Below are 16857 nucleotides of genomic sequence, written 5' to 3'. Positions count from 1 at the left end.
CCCCCCCCGGGCGCCGGCCACGGCCCCCGGCCCCGGACCCCGGGGACCGGGTGGCCCCGCCGTGGACCGTGTGAGGTGTAGCAGACTGCCTTCCCAGACAACCCTGAGGAGGTACGGCGTGTCCGTCGTCAAGATCAATGTCCTGACCGTCCCCGCTGAGCAGCGGGAGGAACTGGAGAAGCGCTTCGCCGCCCGGGCCGGCGCGGTCGAGGGTTCCGACGGCTTCGAGCACTTCGAGCTGCTGCGCCCGGTCGAGGGCACCGACCAGTACCTCGTCTACACCCGCTGGCGTGACGAGGAGTCCTTCCAGGCCTGGCTCTCGGGCCCGATGCAGGCCGCCCACCGTCCGGCCTCCCCGGAGGGCGGGGCCCCGCAGCGCCCCGCCGCCAGCGGCTCCACCCTCTGGTCCTTCGACGTCGTCCAGGCCGCCGGCCCCAAGGCCTGAGCCGCGGCAGGAGACACCGTGCCCCGGACCGCTCCGGTCCGGGGCGCGGTGCCGTCCGCTCGGGCGGAGGGGTCAGGGGGCGGGGTCGGCCGGCGGGCGGAAGGCGGCCGGGGCGGCGAAGGCGGCGCGGCGGGTGGCGCGGCGCAGGGCGCGCAGGACGGGGGTGCCGAGGGTGAGGCAGAGGGTGACGGTGAGGGCGGCGCGGGGGAGGTCCCAGCCGAGGGAGGTGGTGAGGCAGTAGGCGGCGAAGCGGACCAGGTTGTCGGGGAGCGGGTCGCCGGGGACGAAGGAGATCGAGCTCGCCAGGCCCGCGATGTAGGGCCAGCCCTGGAGGTTCATGATCACGCCGTAGAGGAGGGAGGCCGCCGCTCCGTACCCGGCGAGGAGGGCGAGCTCGCGGCGCCCGCGCAGCCGGGCCGGGCCGGGCAGCAGGCCGGCGCCGAGGCACACCCAGCCCATGGCGAGCATCTGGAACGGCAGCCAGGGCCCCACCCCGCCGGTCAGCAGGGCGGAGGCGAACATCGACAGCGCGCCGAGCACGAAGCCGAAGCCCGGCCCGAGCACCCGGCCGGACAGCACCATCAGGAAGAACATCGGCTCCAGCCCGGCGGTGCCCGCGCCGAGCGGGCGCAGGGCGGCCCCGGTGGCGGCCAGCACGCCGAGCAGGGCCACCGACTTGGCGTCCAGGCCGGGCGCGCCGCCGCCCGCCGTGCGGCCCTCGGAGATCTGGGCGACGACGACGGCGAGCAGCAGCGGGAGCAGCAGGGCGAACAGCCAGGGGGCGTCGGCGGCGTGGCCGACGAGGGCGGAGTCCGTTGCGGCGAGCAGCGGCCAGCCGAAGCCGGCCACCCCGACCAGGGAGGTCAGGGCCAGGGCGGCGACCGAGCGGCGGCCGAGCGGGACCGGACGGGCGAGCGGGCCGGTCACGCGGAGGCCTCCGCGAGGGCGTCGGCGACCTGGTGGACGGTGAGCCACGGGCCCGGCGCCAGGATCTTGGCGACCTGCGGGGCGAACGCGGGCGAGCCGAGCACCACCTCGGGCGTCGGTCCGTCCGCGACGATCTCGCCGTCGGCCAGGACGGCCGTGCGGTGGGAGAGTTCGGCCGCCAGCTCGACGTCATGCGTGGCGAGCAGCACGGCGTGGCCGTCGGCGGCGAGGCCGCGCAGGATCTCCACCAGCCGGGCCTTCGCCGCGTAGTCCAGGCCCCGGGTGGGTTCGTCGAGCAGGATCAGCGGCGGCCGGGCGGTGAGCACCACGGCCAGGGCGAGGGTGAGGCGCTGGCCCTCGGAGAGGTCGCGCGGGTGGGCGGTGTCGTCGAGGCCGGGCAGCAGCCGTTCGACCAGGGCGCGGCAGGTGCCGGGTGCGGCGGCGGCGTCGCGGTCGGCGGACGCGCACTCGGCGCCGACGCTCTCGCCGTACAGCAGGTCGCGCGGGTCCTGCGGGACGAGGCCGACGTGGCGGATCAGCTCGGCGGGCCGGGTGCGGTGCGGGGTGCGCCCGCCGACGGCGACCGAGCCGGCGGCAGGCGGGTGCAGGCCGACCAGGGCGCCGAGCAGGGTGGACTTCCCGGCGCCGTTGCGGCCCATCAGGGCGGTGACCTCGCCCGGGTGGAGGGCGAGGTCGACCCCGCGCAGGGCGGGTACCGGGCCGCGGTGGACGACCAGCCGGGAGGCGGTGGCGAGCGGCGCGCCGCGGTGCGCGGCGGCGGGCGGCACGGGCGGGCGGCGGCCGTCCAGCCGGGTGCGCAGCCCGGCGGCCCGGCGCCGGGCGTCGCGGACGGTGAGCGGCAGCGGGCGCCAGCCGGCCAGCCGGCCGAGCCCGACCACCGGCGGGTGGACCGGCGAGTGCGCCATCACCGCGGCCGGCTCGCCGAGCACGGGCGGGGCGCCGGGGGTCAGCAGCAGCACCCGGTCGGCGTACTGGACCACCCGCTCCAGCCGGTGCTCCGCCATCAGGACGGTGGTGCCGAGGTCGTGGACCAGCCGCTGGAGCACGGCGAGCACCTCCTCGGCGGCGCCCGGGTCCAGGGCGGAGGTGGGCTCGTCCAGCACCAGCACCCGCGGGTGGACGGTGAGCACCGAGCCGATCGCGACCCGCTGCTGCTGGCCGCCGGAGAGCGAGGCGAGTGCGCGCCGGCGCAGGTCGGCCAGGCCCAGCAGGTCGAGGGTCTCCTCGACGCGGCGCCGCATGACGTCCGGCGGCAGGCCCAGGGACTCCATGCCGTAGGCGAGTTCGTCCTCGACGGTGTCGGTGACGAAGTGCGCGCGCGGGTCCTGGCCCACGGTGCCGACCAGGTCGGCGAGGTCGCGCGGCCGGTGCTCACGGGTGTCGCGCCCGCCGACGGTGACCCGGCCGTGCAGCACGCCGCCGGTGAAGTGCGGGACGAGGCCGCTCACCGTGCCCAGCAGGGTGGACTTCCCGGAACCCGACGGGCCGACGAGCAGGCAGAGTTCGCCCTCGGGGACGGTCAGGTCGACGCCGGTGAGCGCGGGCGCCGCGGCGTCGGCGTACTGGACGCCGACCTGGTCGAAGGTGATCACGAGGTCCTCCGGGGCCCGGCCGGGTCGGCCGGGGCGGTCAGGTCGGTGGGGACGGTCAGGGGGTGCGGGTCCGCGGTGGTGGACGGCGGGGGCGGGGCCGCGAACGCGGGGACCAGGCCGAGCAGGACGGCCGCCGCGGCGGTGACCGGCAGGACCGGCGCGGTCGGCGGGACGACGGTCGGGGCGAACGCGAGCGGGTCCAGCGAGGCGAGCCGGGCCGTCACCGCGGCGACCGCGATCCCGGACCCGGCGGTGAGCCACTCGGGCAGCGCCCACGGATCGGGCCGGTAGCGGGTGCGCACCGAGCGCCGGCCGCCGAGCAGCAGCCCGGCGAAGGCGGCGGCCAGACCGGCCAGGAGCACCGGCAGCGCCCACCCGCCGCCGCCCGCCGTCAGCAGCCCGTACGCGGCCAGGCAGACGCCGAGCAGCCCGGCCAGGGTGAGGACGGCGGTGAGCACGGCGAGCCGGCGCGGCACCGCGGCGGTGCGCCCGAACCCGCGGGTGTCCATCGCGGCCGCCAGCGCCACCGAGCGCTCCAGCGCGCCCTCCAGGACGGGCAGTCCGACGCTGAGCACGGCGGCGATGCCGCGGTCGGTGCGTCCGCGCAGCCGGCGGGCGGCGCGCAGCCGCTGCACGTCGGCGACCAGATTGGGCGCGAAGGTCATCGCGACCACGACGGCGACGCCCGCCTCGTAGAGCGCGCCGGGGAGCGTGCGCAGCAGCCGGGCCGGGCTGGCGAGGGCGTTCGCCGCACCGACGCAGACCAGCAGGGTGGCCAGCCGCAGTCCGTCGTACAGCGCCGCGAGCAGCCCCTCGGCGGTGACCCGTCCGCCGATCCGCACGCCCTGCGCCCAGGCGGGGAGCGGGACTTCGGGCAGGGTGAACAGGACGTGGGTGCCGGGCACCGGGGAGCCGAGCAGGACGGCGAAGACGAGGCGGATGCCGAGCACCAGCAGGCCCAGGCGCAGGAACGCGCCGTAGGAGCGCGACCAGGGCGCGTCGCCGCGCCGGGCGGCGACGACGTAGCCGGCGACGGCGGCGAGCAGGAGCAGCACCAGCGGGTTGGTGGTGCGGGTGGCGGCCGCGCCCAGGCCGAGCGCCCACAGCCACCAGGCCCCGGGATGGAGGTGGCGGGGGCCGGCGGCGGGCCGGCGGCGGGCGGCGCGGGGTGGGGGCACGGTGGGGTCCAGGGGAGGGGGCGGTGGATGGGCAGTGGGGCGCGGCACCGGGGCGCTCAGCGGCGGCGGTGCGCCTGCCAGGCGGCGCCCGCGCCGAGCGCGACGACCAGCGCGAGGCCGGCGCCCACTCCGAGGACGGGGCCGCTCGGGGAGGTGCGGGCGGCGCTCGCGCTCTGCGCGGGGCGTTCGCCCTCCTGGGGCGCGCCGGCCGCGCCGAGCTGGTCGGCGCAGCCCCCGCGCGGGTAGCCGGCGATGGCGCAGAGCAGTCCGTTGGTGTCGTACCGCAGCGGCGGGGCGACGGTGGCCAGCACCTCCGCCGAGCTGGCCCGGGGTGCGACGACGGCGCACGCGGTGCGCGGCTCCGGCGGGCTCTCCCCGCCGGGCGCGTCGGCGGCGGCCCCGAAGTCCAGGACCACGGCCACCCGCTTGCGCCCGGCCTCGGCCGGCGTGCCGGCGCAGAGCGCGGCGAAGTCCTCCGGCGCCCGGGGCCGGGCGGCGTCCTGCCCGCCGTCCGGGCTGACGGCGAACCGCCAGCCGTCCACCGCGCCGTCCGCCGGGACGTGCACCGCGGGACCCTGCTGCTGGTACGCCCAGCCGCCGTCGGACCAGCGCCAGAACGACCAGTACCGGTACCCGGCGGCCTGGGCCTGCGCCGCTCCGAGCACGAGCAGGATCAGCACCCCGGTGATCACCCCGGCCGCGAACCGCACGGCCGCCCGCACCACCCGCCGCCGGGTCGCGGACCCGGTGGTGGTGGCGGTGGTGACGGCGCCCGCCGGCGGGGCCGGCCGCGGGGCCCGGCCGGGGGTGGTCACAGCTTCCGGCCGCGCTTGCGCTGGAGGCTCAGCAGCAGGCCGCCGCCGATGCCGATCAGCAGGCCGACGCCGAGCGGCCAGTACGCGTTGAGGGAGCTGCCGTCGTCCTTCTTCGCCGGTGCGGAGGCCGTCGCCGGGGCGGACGCGGCGCCGGTGGCCTTGGGCGCCGGGCCGAGCGCGGTCAGCTGCTTGACCAGGTCGGCCCCGCCGAAGGCGGCCGGGTCGCGCTGCGCGGCCTGGGCGACCAGCACCAGCGTGGCGGTGGCGGCGGCGTCGGTGCCGCCCTTGGTCCAGCTGCCGCCCTCCTTGGCCAGCCAGTCGACGGCGCCCGCGGCCTGCTGCGGGTGGCCGCCCTGGACCAGGCCGAGCGCGGCCCAGGCGGTGGCCGCGTAGTCGGGGGAGGGGGCGGCGCCGGGCAGGGTCAGCGTCAGGTGCTGCCCGTTCGCCGCGAGCTGCGCGGTGAGGTAGGCGCCCGCCGCCTCGCCGGAGTCGGCGCGCGGCACGGCCGTGGCGGTGGCGCCGCCCTCCGGGCAGGGCAGGGCCCGGGGGGCGGCGTCGGTGCGGTTGGTGTTGGTGACCGGCAGCTTGCCGCCGGCCGCGGCGAGCGAGGCCTGGCCGGAGGCGAGACCGTTGGCGTCGGCGGGGGCGCCGTCGGGCGGGGTCTGGTAGACGAAGCCGCCGCGCTGCCCGGCGGGGGCGGCGCAGCCGAGCTGGAAGAGGGCGAGTCCGTCGAAGGCGTTCTTGCCGGCCTTGGCGACGGTCGCCGGGTCGGCCCCGGCGGCGAGCAGGGCATTGACGGCGAGGCCGGTCGAGTTGGCGTCGCCCGGGTTGCCGGGGTTGTAGGCCCAGCTGCCGTCGGCGTTCTGGTTGGCCCTGAACCACTGCACGCCCTTGTCCACGGCGTCCTGGTGGCCGCCGAGGGCGACCAGCGCCTGGACCGCGACGGCGGTCGCGTTGCTGTCCTCCGTCGCGGGGTCGCAGGCGGCCGAGGCGTCGGCGCGGTACGAGGGCCAGCCGCCGTCCGCGCACTGCTGGCCGGTGAGCCAGGCGACGGCGGAGTCGGCCGGGGTCACCTTGGCGGCGGTCAGCGCGGTCAGGGCGAGCGACTGCCGCCAGACGCCGTCGTACCCGGGGTCGCCCTTGCCGTACAGGCCGTCGGGGATCGCGGCGGCCGAGGCCGTGCCGGTGCCCGGGGTGTCGGCCAGGGCCGGGGCGGCGGCGGTGCCGGTGAGCAGCGCGGCGGTCAGGGCGGCGGCGCCCAGACGGGCGGCGGTCAGCATGATCGGAGGTGTGCCTTTCGGTGAGCGGTGCCGGCCCGGGCGGGCCGTTCCGTAGTCCTCGACGGTGCCCGGCGGTGGTCCGCCGGGCGCGGGGCCGCTCGCCCTTCCCCGGGCACTCCGACTCGCCCGGCGGACGGGCGCCGGGCTCACGGTTGCGGGGTCAGCGCCGGATTCGCACCGGCTTTCCCCGGAGGAGGAGCGGATGGAGTTGTCCTGCCCGTCGACTTTAGCCGCCGGGCCGGGCGGCCCGGTGCGGACCGGGTGAGAACAGGTTCCAGTTCACCCGTCGGGAGAACGCCCCGGGGCGCCGCGGGGGTGCGGTGCGGGCCCGGCGGGACGCGGTCAGGGCAGCGTGAGCAGCCGCGCCGCCGTGTGCAGGTCGGCCCGCACCTCGGCGATCGAGGCGCGGCCGGAGAGCCAGGCGACCAGTGCCGCGTGCCAGGTGTGCTCGATCACCCGGACGGCGGCGCGCTGCGCCTCGCTGGGCGGCCCGGACTGCCCGATGGCGTCCAGGATGAGCTGCCCGGTGGCGGCCGAGACCTGGTCCACCTCGGCGCCCACCGAGCGGTCGGCGAAGGACAGCGCCCGCACCATCGCCTCGGCCAGCAGCGGTTCGCGCTGCAGCGCGTGGAACGCCCGGGTGAGCGTCTCGGCGACCCGCGGCGCCGGCTCGGACTCGGCCGGCGGATGCCGCCGGACCTGCTCCTGGAGGCCGCGCAGCTGCTCCAGCATCACCGCCACCAGCAGGTGCACCTTGGACGGGAAGTACCGGTAGAGCGTGCCCAGCGCCACCTGCGCGCCCTCCGCGACCTCCCGCATCTGGACGGCGTCGTAGCCGCCGCGCGCCGCCAGTGCGGTCGCGGTCCGCAGGATCCGCCGCCGCCGCTCCGCCTGCCGGGCGGTGAGCGGCGGTTCCTGCGGCGGAGCCTGCGCCTGAGGGGACGGCAGCGGCGGCGGTGAGGGCGGTGACGATGACGACGGCAAGGACGCTCCCGGGCGTGGCGCGAATCACCAGCCCTGGATCCTGAGCGCAAGCTACGGGCCGGTATCTTCGAGGTCTCTCATTGTTCACATGGTCACCGGTGGACTCCACACCCACTGAAACCTGATCTACTTTACCGACCGGCAGCACAGACAGCAGCAGAGATGAGGGCCGACGATGACCGCGCAGCCGCTGCGGATTGCCCTGCTCTCGTACCGCGGCGACCCGTTCTGCGGCGGCCAGGGCGTGTACGTACGGCACCTGTCCCGTGAGCTGGCCCGCCTCGGCCACCACGTCGACGTGATCGGTGCCCAGCCGTACCCCGTCCTGGACGAGGTCACGGGCCCCGGCTCGGTGCGGCTCGTCGAACTGCCCAGCCTGGACCTCTACCGGGCCGACGACCCCTTCCGCACCCCGGCGCGCGAGGAGTACCGGGGGCCGGTGGACGTCCTGGAGTACCTGACCATGCGCACCGGCGGCTTCCCCGAGCCGCTGACCTTCTCGCTGCGCGCCCGCCAGTACCTGGCCCGCCACCGCGGCCGCTACGACGTGGTGCACGACAACCAGACGCTCGGCTACGGCCTGCTCGGCCTGGGCCGGCACGGCTTCCCGCTGGTCACCACGATCCACCACCCGGTCACCGTGGACCGCCGGGTCGAACTGGACGCGGCCACCAGCCGGCTCAGGCGGCTGTCGCTGCGCCGCTGGTACGCCTTCACCCGGATGCAGCGCCGGGTCGCCGCCCGGCTGGACCACATCATCACCGTCTCCGGCACCTCCAAGCGCGAGATCGCCGAGCACCTGGGCGCCGCGCCGCACGCCGTCTCGGTGGTGCCGGTCGGCGCCGACACCCGGCTCTGGTCGCCGTCCGACGCGGTGGCGCGGGTGCCCGGACGGATCGTCACCACCTCCAGCGCGGACGTCCCGCTGAAGGGCCTGGTGCACCTGGTCGGCGCGCTGGCCAAGGTCCGCACCGAACGGGACGCGCACCTGGTCGTGGTCGGCAAGCCGCAGAAGGACGACGGGCCGATCGCCCGCGCGGTGCGCGCCTTCGGGCTGGAGGAGCACATCGAGTTCCGGCACGGGCTGACCGACCGGGAGCTGGTGGACCTCTACCGGTCGGCCGAGGTGGCCTGCGTGCCGTCGCTGTACGAGGGCTTCTCGCTGCCGGCCGCCGAGGCGATGGCCACCGGCACCCCGCTGGTCGCCACCACCGGCGGGGCGATCCCCGAGGTCGCCGGACCGGACGGGGAGAGCTGTCTGGCGGTGCCCCCGGGCGACCCCGACGCGCTCGCGTCGGCGCTCGGCCGGCTGCTGGACGACCCGCAGCTGCGCGCGGCCCTCGGCGCGGCCGGCCGGGCGCGGGTGCTCGCCCGGTTCACCTGGGAGCGCGCCGCCGAGCTGACCGTCGAGGGCTACCGGGCCGCGATCGCCACCGGCGCCGGGAGCCGCGCCCGCTCCGGACCGGGCTGGCGCTACGTGGCCTGACGCTGTCCGCGGCGACCGGGGAGCCGGCCGGCCCCCCGCACCCGCGCCGGCAGTGGTGCGCGCCGCTCCGCCCGCCCCGGACGCGCGCCGTGCGCCCCGCGCTTTCTCTGACCCGGCGTCAGGGACCTTGGGTACCGAAGGAATGGGAGTCCGCAGTGCTGACCGTTGATTTCTCGCGCTTCCCGCTCGCCCCCGGCGACCGGGTGCTCGACCTGGGCTGCGGCGGGGGGCGGCACGCGTTCGAGTGCTACCGGCGTGGGGCCGAGGTGATCGCCCTCGACCAGAACGCCGAGGAGATCGCCGAGGTCAGGAAGTGGTTCGCCGCCATGGAACAGGCCGGCGAGGCGCCCGAGGGCGCGTCCGCGGTCGCCATGGAGGGCAACGCGCTGGCCCTGCCGTTCGAGGACGGCTACTTCGACCGGATCATCGTCTCCGAGGTGATGGAGCACATCCCGGACGACAGGGGCGTGCTCGCCGAGATGTTCCGGGTCCTCAAGCCCGGCGGCCTGCTCGCCGTCACCGTGCCGCGCTGGCTGCCCGAGAAGATCTGCTGGGCGCTCTCCGACGAGTACCACGAGGTCGAAGGCGGCCACATCCGGATCTACCGCGGCGACGAACTGCTCGACAAGCTCAAGGACGCCGGCCTGGAGCCGTACGGCACCCACCACGCGCACGCGCTGCACTCGCCGTACTGGTGGATCAAGTGCGCGGTCGGCGTGGACAACGACAAGGCGCTGCCGGTCAAGGCGTACCACCGGCTGCTGGTCTGGGACATCGTCGGCACCCCCGTGATCAGCACCCTTACCAAGGCCGCCGAGCGGGCGCTCAACCCGGTCATCGGCAAGAGCTTCGTCGCCTACGCGTCCAAGCCCCACCGGAGCGGGGAGCGCAGCGGCACGGCGGACCGGGCCGCGGGCGGGGCGGAGTGACCGCCGCCGTCCCGGAGGTCCTGCTGCTCGACGGGGTGCTCGACGCCGAGCAGGCCGCCGGTACCGTCCGCAGCATCCTCGCCGAGCAGCAGCCCGACGGCGCCGTCCCGTGGTTCCGCGGCCACCACCTCGACCCCTGGGACCACACCGAGGCGGCGATGGCGCTGGACACCGCCGGCGAGCACGCCGCCGCCGAGGCCGCCTACCGCTGGCTGGCCGCGCGTCAGAACCCGGACGGCTCCTGGTACGCCGGCTACGCCTACGGGCAGCCCGGCCACGCCGACGGCGAGGTCTGCAACGCCGCCAAGGAGACCAACTTCTGCGCCTACGTGGCCGTCGGCGTCTGGCACCACCACCTCTCCACCGGCGACGACGCCTTCCTGGAGTGGATCTGGCCGACCGTCCGGCGCGCGCTGGACTTCATCGTCGCCCAGCGGCTGCCCGGCGGACCGATCGCCTGGCGGGTCGACGAGCAGGGCGTCGCCACCGACGAGGCGCTGCTCACCGGCTCGTCCAGCATCCTGCACGCGCTGCGCTGCGGACTGGCCGTCGCCGACTACCTGGAGGAGCCGCAGCCCGACTGGGAGCTCGCGGCCGGCCGGCTGCGGCACGCCGTCACCCACCACCCCGAGCGGTTCCTCGACAAGGACCGCTACTCGATGGACTGGTACTACCCGGTGCTCGGCACCGCGCTGCGCGGCCCGGCCGCGCTGGAGCGGATCGCCCGGGACTGGGACCGCTTCGTCGTCCCCGGCCTCGGCGTGCGCTGCGTCAGCGACCGGCCCTGGGTGACCGGCGGCGAGAGCGCCGAGCTGGCCATGGCGCTCTGGGCGGTCGGCGAGTCCGACCGCGCGGTGGACATCCTGCGCTGGATCCAGAAGCACCTGCGGCACGAGGACGGCTCGTACTGGACCGGGTACGTCTTCGAGGACGACGCCGTCTGGCCCGAGGAGCGCACCACCTGGACGGCGGGGGCGCTGCTGCTGGCCGTCGCGGCGCTCGGCGGCGACCCGGCGACGGTGGCGGTGTTCGGCGGTGAGGAGCTGCCGGCCGGACTGGTGGTCCAGGACTGCTGCTGAGCGGGGACGGTGCCCCGTGGCGGGTACGTCGAAGGGGCGGGACCGGAGGAATCCGGTCCCGCCCCTTCGACGTCGGGGGCGTGCGCCCGCGGTGTGCGTCGCGCCTCGCGCGCCCTGCGCGGTCAGCCGCGCTGGATGCCCGAGGTGTCGGCCAGCACGCCCTGGGTGCCGTCCTGCAGCTGGGCGACCAGCGCGGTGCCGCGCTGCTCGACCGCCAGGTACCAGGTGCCCGGGACGAGTTCGCCGACCGGTGCGCCGGCCGGGCCGTCCTTCGGGGCCAGCTGGCGCGGCGCCGGGACGGCGAACCAGAACGGCGCGAAGTCGGCCGCGGGGGCCGGCTGCGGCTGGGCGGCCTGCTGGGCGGCGGCCTGGCGGGCGGCCTCGGCCTCGGCGGCCTGCGCGGCCGCGGCCTGCTGGGCGGCGACGTCCTGCGGCTGGCCGGGGGCCTGCGCGCCGGGCTGGCCGGCGGCCGGGTAGCCGTAGCCGCCGGGCTGGCCGGGGGCCGGGTAGCCGTAGTGGCCCTGCGGGCCGGGCTGGCCGGGCTGGCCGGGGGCCGGGTAGCCGCCGGGCTGGAAGGCGGCCGGGGCGGCCGGGCGGTCGGTGACCAGCGGGGTCTTGAGCACGGGGATCAGCTGACCGCCGGCGGCCGCACCGGCCAGCACGATCAGCGCGATGACGGCGAGCCAGGCGCCGATGCCGTGGTCGATGCCCTTCAGGCCGCCGCCGAGCGACCAGAGCGCGGCCCAGAGCGCGGCCACCGAGAAGGCGATGCCCCACTGGTCCAGGCGCAGGCCGAGGATCTGGCGGTTCGCGGCCGCCTGGCCCTGGAAGCGCTGGACCAGGATCAGGGCGGCGGCGAGGATGCCGAGCAGGAAGACCGAGGGCAGCACGGGGAACAGGACGCTGTCCCAGGCGTTCGTCGAGGTGTCGCCGCAGTACTTGCCCTTGCAGTCGACGGTCCAGTAGGGCAGGAAGGAGGCGATGAAGAGCAGGACGGCCGCACCTGCGACGGCGGCGTCTCCCTTGGTGAGAGCGCGCAGATTCACTAACGTTCCCCTCGTTGGTGTGTCGTGGTCGGCGGTTTTCGTTCCGGCGCTCGGCCGGTGTGGTGTCGGCGCCCGTCCGGTCCGCTGACCGGCCGGAAAACCCCGAACGGACCAGAAGCCTAGGGCCAACGGCTGCGCGGGTGCACGGCAGGGCACGGGAATGGGGCGAAGTCGTTGCAAACCACGCGGTTCCGACCCCTTCCCTCGGGCCCGCCGGACGCGGCTGGCTCCGCCGGGCCCCGGCGGCCTCCTACCGGGTGGTCAGGAACGCCGTCAGCGCGTCGGCGATCCCCTGGGCGGCCTGCTGGCGCCACTGAGGATCCGTCATCCGGCGGGCGTCCGCCGGGTTGCGCATGTTACCGCACTCGATGAACACCTTGGGGACGGTCGAGAGGTTCAGTCCGCCGAGGTCCGAGCGGGTGTCCAGGCCCTGGTTCGCGGTGTAGTCGGCGTAGGGCTCGCCGGTCGCCGCGTGGAAGTTCTCGCGCAGCAGCAGGCCGAGCCGGTGCGAGGGATCGACGATCGCGGCGGTGTCGGCCCTGCCCGCGACCACCTTGGCGGGCATGATCACGTGGAAGCCGCTGCCGCCGGCCGGGCCGCCGTCGCCGTGCACCGAGACCGCCGCGTCGGCACGGGCGGTGTTGCCGATCCGGGCGCGCTCGTCGATGCACGGTCCCCAGGGGCGGTCGCCGTCGTGGACCAGGACCACGGTGGCGCCCCGCGCGGCGAGGATCGCCCGGGCCCGGTGGACGACGTCGAGCGAGTACTCGGCCTCGGTGTAGCCGGCGTTGGTGGCGGTGCCGGTGGTGTCGCACTCCTTGCGGGCGTTGCCGATGTCGACCTTGCGGTTGATGTCGGTGGTGTGGGCGGAGTTCCCGGTGTTGTGGCCCGGGTCGAGCAGGACGGTGCGGCCGGTGAGGGTGGTGGCCGAGGCGGCGCCGGGGGCCGGGGCCGGGAACGCGGGGCCGGCGGGGGCGGCGCTCGTGCCGGGGGCCGGCGTTCCGGTCGTCGTGCCGCCCGTCGCCGTGCTCGTCGTTCCGGGGGCGGCCGGTGCGGCCGGTGCGGCGGGGGTGGCGGGGGCGGTGGAGGCGGCGGACGGTGCGCTCGGGTCGGGGCTGCCGACGGCCTGCCAGCCGAGCCAGCCGGCCAGGCCGAGCGGGGCCAGGACGCCGGCCACCGCCGCGGTGCGTCGCAGCGTGGCGCGGCGGCGCGGGGCGGCGGGGGCGGCGGCCGGGTCCGTCGGGTCGACGGGCTCGGCGGGGTCGACGGGCTCGGCGGGTCCGGCCGGGTGGTGGGTGGTGGTGCGGGTCACGGGTGGTTCAGATCCGGTCCTGGGTGCGGGCGGTGAGTCCGAACTGGTCGGCGATCACCTTCCACTTCGTCACGAAGTCCTTCTTCGCCTGGGTGGCCTGGGGGTTGAGCTCGTCGGCGCGCTTCTTGTCGGCGGTGTTCGGCGCGGCGCCCGAGCAGCCCTGGTTGGCGACCGTGCGGGCCCAGCTCGCGTACGCCCGGTCGATGTCGGCGGACAGCTGCCAGGCGGACTTCAGCGACTGCACGGCGTCCGCGCCGCCCGGCAGGTCGGTGACGCTCAGCGTGGCCAGCTTGGTGAGGAGCTGGTCGCGCTGCTTGGCGCCGCTGTCGAAGGTCTGCGCGGCGGACTCGATGTCGGGCTTGGCCGGGCAGCTGTTCACCTTGGCGACCGCGCTGCCGATCGGGGCCTTGGCGCTCTCGCCCTGGGTGAGCAGCTCGTCCAGCGCCTTGGCCTGGGACTGCGCGTTGGGCCCGCCGGTGGTCTCGGTCGGGGTGGGGGTCGCGCTCGCCGGCGCGGTGTCGGAGGCGGTCGGCGCCGGTGTGCCCGAACCGCCGGGGGCCGGGGCGGGCGGCGGGTTCCCGGACGCGTCGGCGCCGTTGGTGGCGGCGGCGGACGGGGTGGCGGGGCCGGCCTGGTCGGTGGCGGAGCCCTTGTCCCGGACCGCCCACAGGATGCCGCCGCCCAGGGCCAGCACGAAGAGCAGGGCGAAGGCGATCAGCAGCGGTGCGCGCCGGTTGCGGGGGCCGTCCTCGTCGTCGTACTCCGGCCGGCCGGCGGGGTAGGGGGGCTGGGGGTGGTCCGGCTGGCCGTAGGGGGCCGCCTGGTCGTAGCCGGACCGGTCGTACCCGGGCTGCCCGTACCCGGGCTGTTCGTAGCCGGGCTGTTCGTGGCCGGGCTGCTCGTATCCGGGCCGGGGGTGGCCGGGGTGGCCGTACGGGGCCTGGGCGCCGTAGCCCTGCGGGGGCGGGGGCGGGAAGGCACCCTGCTGCGGGGGCTGCGCGCCGTAGGACGGGCCGCCGCCCGGGGCGGCCTGCGGGAACGCCGGGGCGGTCCGGGGCGGCAGTGAGCCGGGCGCGGCGGGCTGCGGCACCACCGGCTGCGGGATGACGGCCGTCGGGGCGTCCTCGGCCGGCGGTCCGGCCGGTGACTGCGGGGGGCGCGGCGGCGCGGCCGGGGCGGTCGGCGGCGCGGCGGGGCCGGCGGGGGCCGACGGGGCCGAGGGCTGCTGGGGACCGCGCACCCAGCCGCCCGCACCGCCCCGGGCGGTCGGGTCCCAGACCGCCGGAGCGGTGTTCTGCTGGTCCGTCATCTGTGCTGGCCCCCACGCTCGGCCCGGGTGCGCTCCGCCCGGATGTTCTGCTGGTGTCATGCGGCCGTGCCGCGCTCGCGGGCGTCCGCGACCGCGCGGACACCGTACCGTTCGCGCCCCCGCCCGACAGCCCCGGCACGACGTTAGAGCATCCGTGATCGCGCGGGGGAACGGTCGGCCGATTCCGGACACCCGTCCGGGCGGGGCTCAGCCGGCGGTGCGGCGGCGCAGGACGCGCAGCGAGCCGGTCACCGAGACCTCCTCGAAGCCCTCGGCCAGCGCCCGCAGGTACACCCGGTACGGTGCCTGGCCGCCGTCGGCCGGGTCGGGGAAGACGTCGTGGACCACCAGCAGGCCCTCGGGCGCCAGGTGCGGTGCCCAGCCCTCGTAGTCGGCGGTGGCGTGCTCGTCGGTGTGGCCGCCGTCGATGAAGACCAGGGCGAGCCGCCCGCCCCACAGGGCCGCGATCTGCGGCGAGCGGCCGACCAGGGCGACCACGTGCTCCTCCAGGCCGGCCGCGTGCAGGGTGCGGCGGAACCGGGGGAGGGTGTCCATCCGGCCGACCTCCGGGTCGACCAGCGTCGGGTCGTGGTACTCCCAGCCGGGCTGCTGCTCCTCGGAGCCCCGGTGGTGGTCGACGGTCAGCGCCACCGTGCCGGCCTCCCGGGCGGCGTCGGCCAGCAGGATCGCGGAGCGGCCGCAGTAGGTGCCGATCTCCAGCACGGGCAGACCGGTCCGGCGCGCGGCGGTCACGGCGGCGGCGTACAGCGCGAGGCCCTCGTCGACGGGCATGAACCCGGTCGCTCCCTCGAACGCGGCCAGCACCTCGGGCCGGGGCCGCGTGGTTTCCAGGAGGTCGGACATGGTGCTGCTCCTCGACGGGTGGTCCAGTGTTCCCTGCTCGCCGTCGGACCCTACTCGACGGTACGCCCCCGCCCCCGGGCCCGCCCCCACCCCGTCCGCCGCACGGCGGCCCGGGGGGTGGCGGGGGGTGCGGAGCGGGAAGTCGGCCGGTCCGACGTCCTGCTCCGGGGGACGGCGGGTGCGGGAGGCGTCCGTCAGCCGGCGAGGAGGGTGCGGGCGATGCGGGTGCGGTGCGGGGCGAGTTCGGCGGCGACGGCGGCGGCCTCGTCCGGTGCGCAGGTGACGGCCGCCGGAAGGGGCGCCTGCCGGGCGAGCAGCGCCAGCCGCAGGTGGGTCGGCGGGTGCGAGGCGTCGACGGCGTGGCCGGCCCGCCGGGAGCGGCGGAGCAGCCGCTCGCGCTCCAGCGGCGGGATCGCGGCCAGGTGCGCGCGCAGCTGCGGCCAGAGCTCGGTGACGTCCGGCCCCGCGGCGGCGTCCCGCCGCCCGGACCGGGGCCGCGACTGGATCTCGGCGCGCAGCCGCATGGTCACCGTCCCGGTCGCCGGACCGAGCAGCAGCGTCTCCAGGGCCTCGCTCGCCGCCTCCGTGGACGCGACCCGGGCGCCGAGCCCGTCGGCCCGGTACTCGGCCTGCTGGCCGGCCCGCGCCGTGAGCCGGTCGAGCAGCAGGTACGCCTGGTACGGCAGCCGGCTGACCAGGTGCAGGAAGGCGTTGCCCAGGTAGTCCCCGATCAGCGACAGCAGCGCGACCACGCCGTAGCCGCCCCGGCTCCGCTCGGCCGGCCGGGCGAGCTCGTACCAGTGCGCCAGCGCCCGCATCGCCGAGCCGAGCCACAGCCCGCGCCGGTTGTCGCCGTTGACCTGGTGGGCGATCTCGTGCCCGAGCACCGCGATCCGCTGCCGGTCGTCCAGCGCCTCCCAGAGCGGCAGGCCCACCGTGAGCACCGACGTCCGGCGCAGCCCGACGACCGCCATGCTCGCGTTGAAGTCCTCGGTGACCCGGATCGCCCCGACCGGCGGCGCCCCGAGTTCGGCGGCCACCCGGTCGGCCAGCCCGTACAGTGCGGGGGCCTCGCCGCGCTTCAGCACGTCCGCGCCGCTCGGCACCCGGCCGAGCCGGGGCCGGAGCAGGAAGGCGACGGCGAGGAGGAGCGCGCCCAGGCAGCGCAGCGGCGTGTTGCCGGTGACGAGCAGCCAGACGGCCGCCCCCGCCACGGCGACGGTGACGGCGTGGACCGGCAGGGCGAGGGCCGAGGCGGCGAGCCAGTCGCGGCGGGTGGTGTCGGTGCGGCCCGCCGCGACCTCCTGGAACAGCCGCTCGGTCCGCTCGGCCGCCGCCCGTTCCCGGGCCAGGTCCTTGGGGGACTTGCCGCACTCCTCGGCGGCCTCCTCCGCGGGGACGAGGTTCCACTCGCAGGCCGGGCACCAGGCGGTGAACCGGGGATCGGGGTCGACCGGCCCGGAGCACGCCGGGCAGGAGCGGGGACGGTCGGCGGACGGCGGCGCGGACGGCGACGCGGGCGCGGAGGACGGGGGAGCGGCGGGGTTCGGCACGGCGGACGATCATGCCAGGGCGAACGGGCCGGGGGAA

Annotated in this window: 15 protein-coding genes and 1 riboswitch; of the genes, 4 read left to right on the top strand and 11 right to left on the bottom strand. The window is 77.1% G+C overall.

Annotation, left to right across the window (positions count from 1 at the left end):
- Positions 1-118: 118 nt before the first annotated feature.
- Positions 119-445: an antibiotic biosynthesis monooxygenase family protein gene (locus ACF1AK_RS02045; RefSeq protein ID WP_391496824.1), complete on the top strand. Its 327-nt coding sequence runs from the start codon at positions 119-121 to the stop codon at positions 443-445.
- 72 nt (positions 446-517) lie between these two features.
- Here ACF1AK_RS02045 and ACF1AK_RS02040 read toward each other — a convergent pair whose 3' ends face one another.
- From ACF1AK_RS02040 to ACF1AK_RS02015, 6 genes are all read right to left on the bottom strand, one after another.
- Positions 518-1372 (bottom strand): ECF transporter S component, encoded by an 855-nt coding sequence (locus tag ACF1AK_RS02040; RefSeq protein ID WP_391496823.1) that lies wholly within the window; start codon positions 1370-1372, stop codon positions 518-520.
- Positions 1369-2985, bottom strand: a complete 1617-nt coding sequence (locus ACF1AK_RS02035) for an ABC transporter ATP-binding protein (protein ID WP_391496822.1) — start codon at positions 2983-2985, stop codon at positions 1369-1371. Before ACF1AK_RS02035 ends, ACF1AK_RS02040 begins: the two co-directional genes overlap by 4 nt.
- Positions 2982-4163: a CbiQ family ECF transporter T component gene (locus ACF1AK_RS02030; RefSeq protein ID WP_391496821.1), complete on the bottom strand. Its 1182-nt coding sequence runs from the start codon at positions 4161-4163 to the stop codon at positions 2982-2984. Before ACF1AK_RS02030 ends, ACF1AK_RS02035 begins: the two co-directional genes overlap by 4 nt.
- A 56-nt stretch (positions 4164-4219) precedes the next feature.
- Positions 4220-4885: an SCO2322 family protein gene (locus ACF1AK_RS02025; RefSeq protein ID WP_391497342.1), complete on the bottom strand. Its 666-nt coding sequence runs from the start codon at positions 4883-4885 to the stop codon at positions 4220-4222.
- 89 nt (positions 4886-4974) lie between these two features.
- Positions 4975-6258, bottom strand: coding sequence for a prenyltransferase/squalene oxidase repeat-containing protein (locus ACF1AK_RS02020; RefSeq protein ID WP_391496820.1), 1284 nt, complete (start codon positions 6256-6258; stop codon positions 4975-4977).
- 116 nt (positions 6259-6374) lie between these two features.
- Positions 6375-6440: riboswitch (cobalamin riboswitch) on the bottom strand.
- Positions 6441-6600: 160 nt separating this feature from the next.
- A complete protein-coding gene (locus ACF1AK_RS02015; protein WP_391497341.1) occupies positions 6601-7206 on the bottom strand; it encodes a TetR family transcriptional regulator in 606 nt (201 codons plus the stop codon).
- 211 nt (positions 7207-7417) lie between these two features.
- Between ACF1AK_RS02015 and ACF1AK_RS02010 the strand changes: the two genes are divergently transcribed.
- From ACF1AK_RS02010 to ACF1AK_RS02000, 3 genes are all read left to right on the top strand, one after another.
- Entirely contained in the window at positions 7418-8728 is a 1311-nt protein-coding gene (locus tag ACF1AK_RS02010) for a glycosyltransferase family 4 protein (protein WP_391496819.1), read from the top strand.
- A gap of 155 nt (positions 8729-8883) precedes the next feature.
- Complete coding sequence (locus ACF1AK_RS02005) at positions 8884-9657, top strand: class I SAM-dependent methyltransferase (protein ID WP_391496818.1); 774 nt, start codon at positions 8884-8886, stop codon at positions 9655-9657.
- Positions 9654-10736: a prenyltransferase gene (locus ACF1AK_RS02000; RefSeq protein WP_391496817.1), complete on the top strand. Its 1083-nt coding sequence runs from the start codon at positions 9654-9656 to the stop codon at positions 10734-10736. The genes ACF1AK_RS02005 and ACF1AK_RS02000 overlap by 4 nt, the downstream gene beginning before the upstream one ends.
- A 122-nt stretch (positions 10737-10858) precedes the next feature.
- Here the strand turns inward: ACF1AK_RS02000 and ACF1AK_RS01995 are convergent, their stop codons facing one another.
- The 5 genes from ACF1AK_RS01995 to ACF1AK_RS01975 form a co-directional block, all read right to left on the bottom strand.
- Entirely contained in the window at positions 10859-11782 is a 924-nt protein-coding gene (locus ACF1AK_RS01995) for a hypothetical protein (protein WP_391496816.1), read from the bottom strand.
- 250 nt (positions 11783-12032) lie between these two features.
- Positions 12033-13094, bottom strand: a complete 1062-nt coding sequence (locus ACF1AK_RS01990; protein ID WP_391496815.1) for an N-acetylmuramoyl-L-alanine amidase — start codon at positions 13092-13094, stop codon at positions 12033-12035.
- A 7-nt stretch (positions 13095-13101) separates the two neighbouring features.
- Positions 13102-14403: a hypothetical protein gene (locus ACF1AK_RS01985; RefSeq protein ID WP_391496814.1), complete on the bottom strand. Its 1302-nt coding sequence runs from the start codon at positions 14401-14403 to the stop codon at positions 13102-13104.
- 207 nt (positions 14404-14610) lie between these two features.
- Entirely contained in the window at positions 14611-15267 is a 657-nt protein-coding gene (locus ACF1AK_RS01980; protein ID WP_380291892.1) for a class I SAM-dependent methyltransferase, read from the bottom strand.
- Between the two features lie 194 nt (positions 15268-15461).
- On the bottom strand, positions 15462-16820 hold the full coding sequence (locus ACF1AK_RS01975; RefSeq protein ID WP_391496813.1) for a M48 family metallopeptidase: 1359 nt from the start codon (positions 16818-16820) through the stop codon (positions 15462-15464).
- Positions 16821-16857: the final 37 nt, after the last annotated feature.

This window comes from Kitasatospora sp. NPDC015120 (genome assembly GCF_043080305.1).
Classification (GTDB): Bacteria; Actinomycetota; Actinomycetes; order Streptomycetales; family Streptomycetaceae; genus Kitasatospora.
Note: the sequence above shows the minus strand (reverse complement) of the source record. Positions and strands in the feature narration are given on the sequence as shown.

Coding starts and splice junctions, on each gene's coding strand:
- ACF1AK_RS01980 (WP_380291892.1), bottom strand. CDS start 15,267: ATGTCCGACCTCCTGGAAACCACGCGGCCCCGGCCCGAGGTGCTGGCC.
- ACF1AK_RS02020 (WP_391496820.1), bottom strand. CDS start 6,258: ATGCTGACCGCCGCCCGTCTGGGCGCCGCCGCCCTGACCGCCGCGCTG.
- ACF1AK_RS01985 (WP_391496814.1), bottom strand. CDS start 14,403: ATGACGGACCAGCAGAACACCGCTCCGGCGGTCTGGGACCCGACCGCC.
- ACF1AK_RS02010 (WP_391496819.1), top strand. CDS start 7,418: ATGACCGCGCAGCCGCTGCGGATTGCCCTGCTCTCGTACCGCGGCGAC.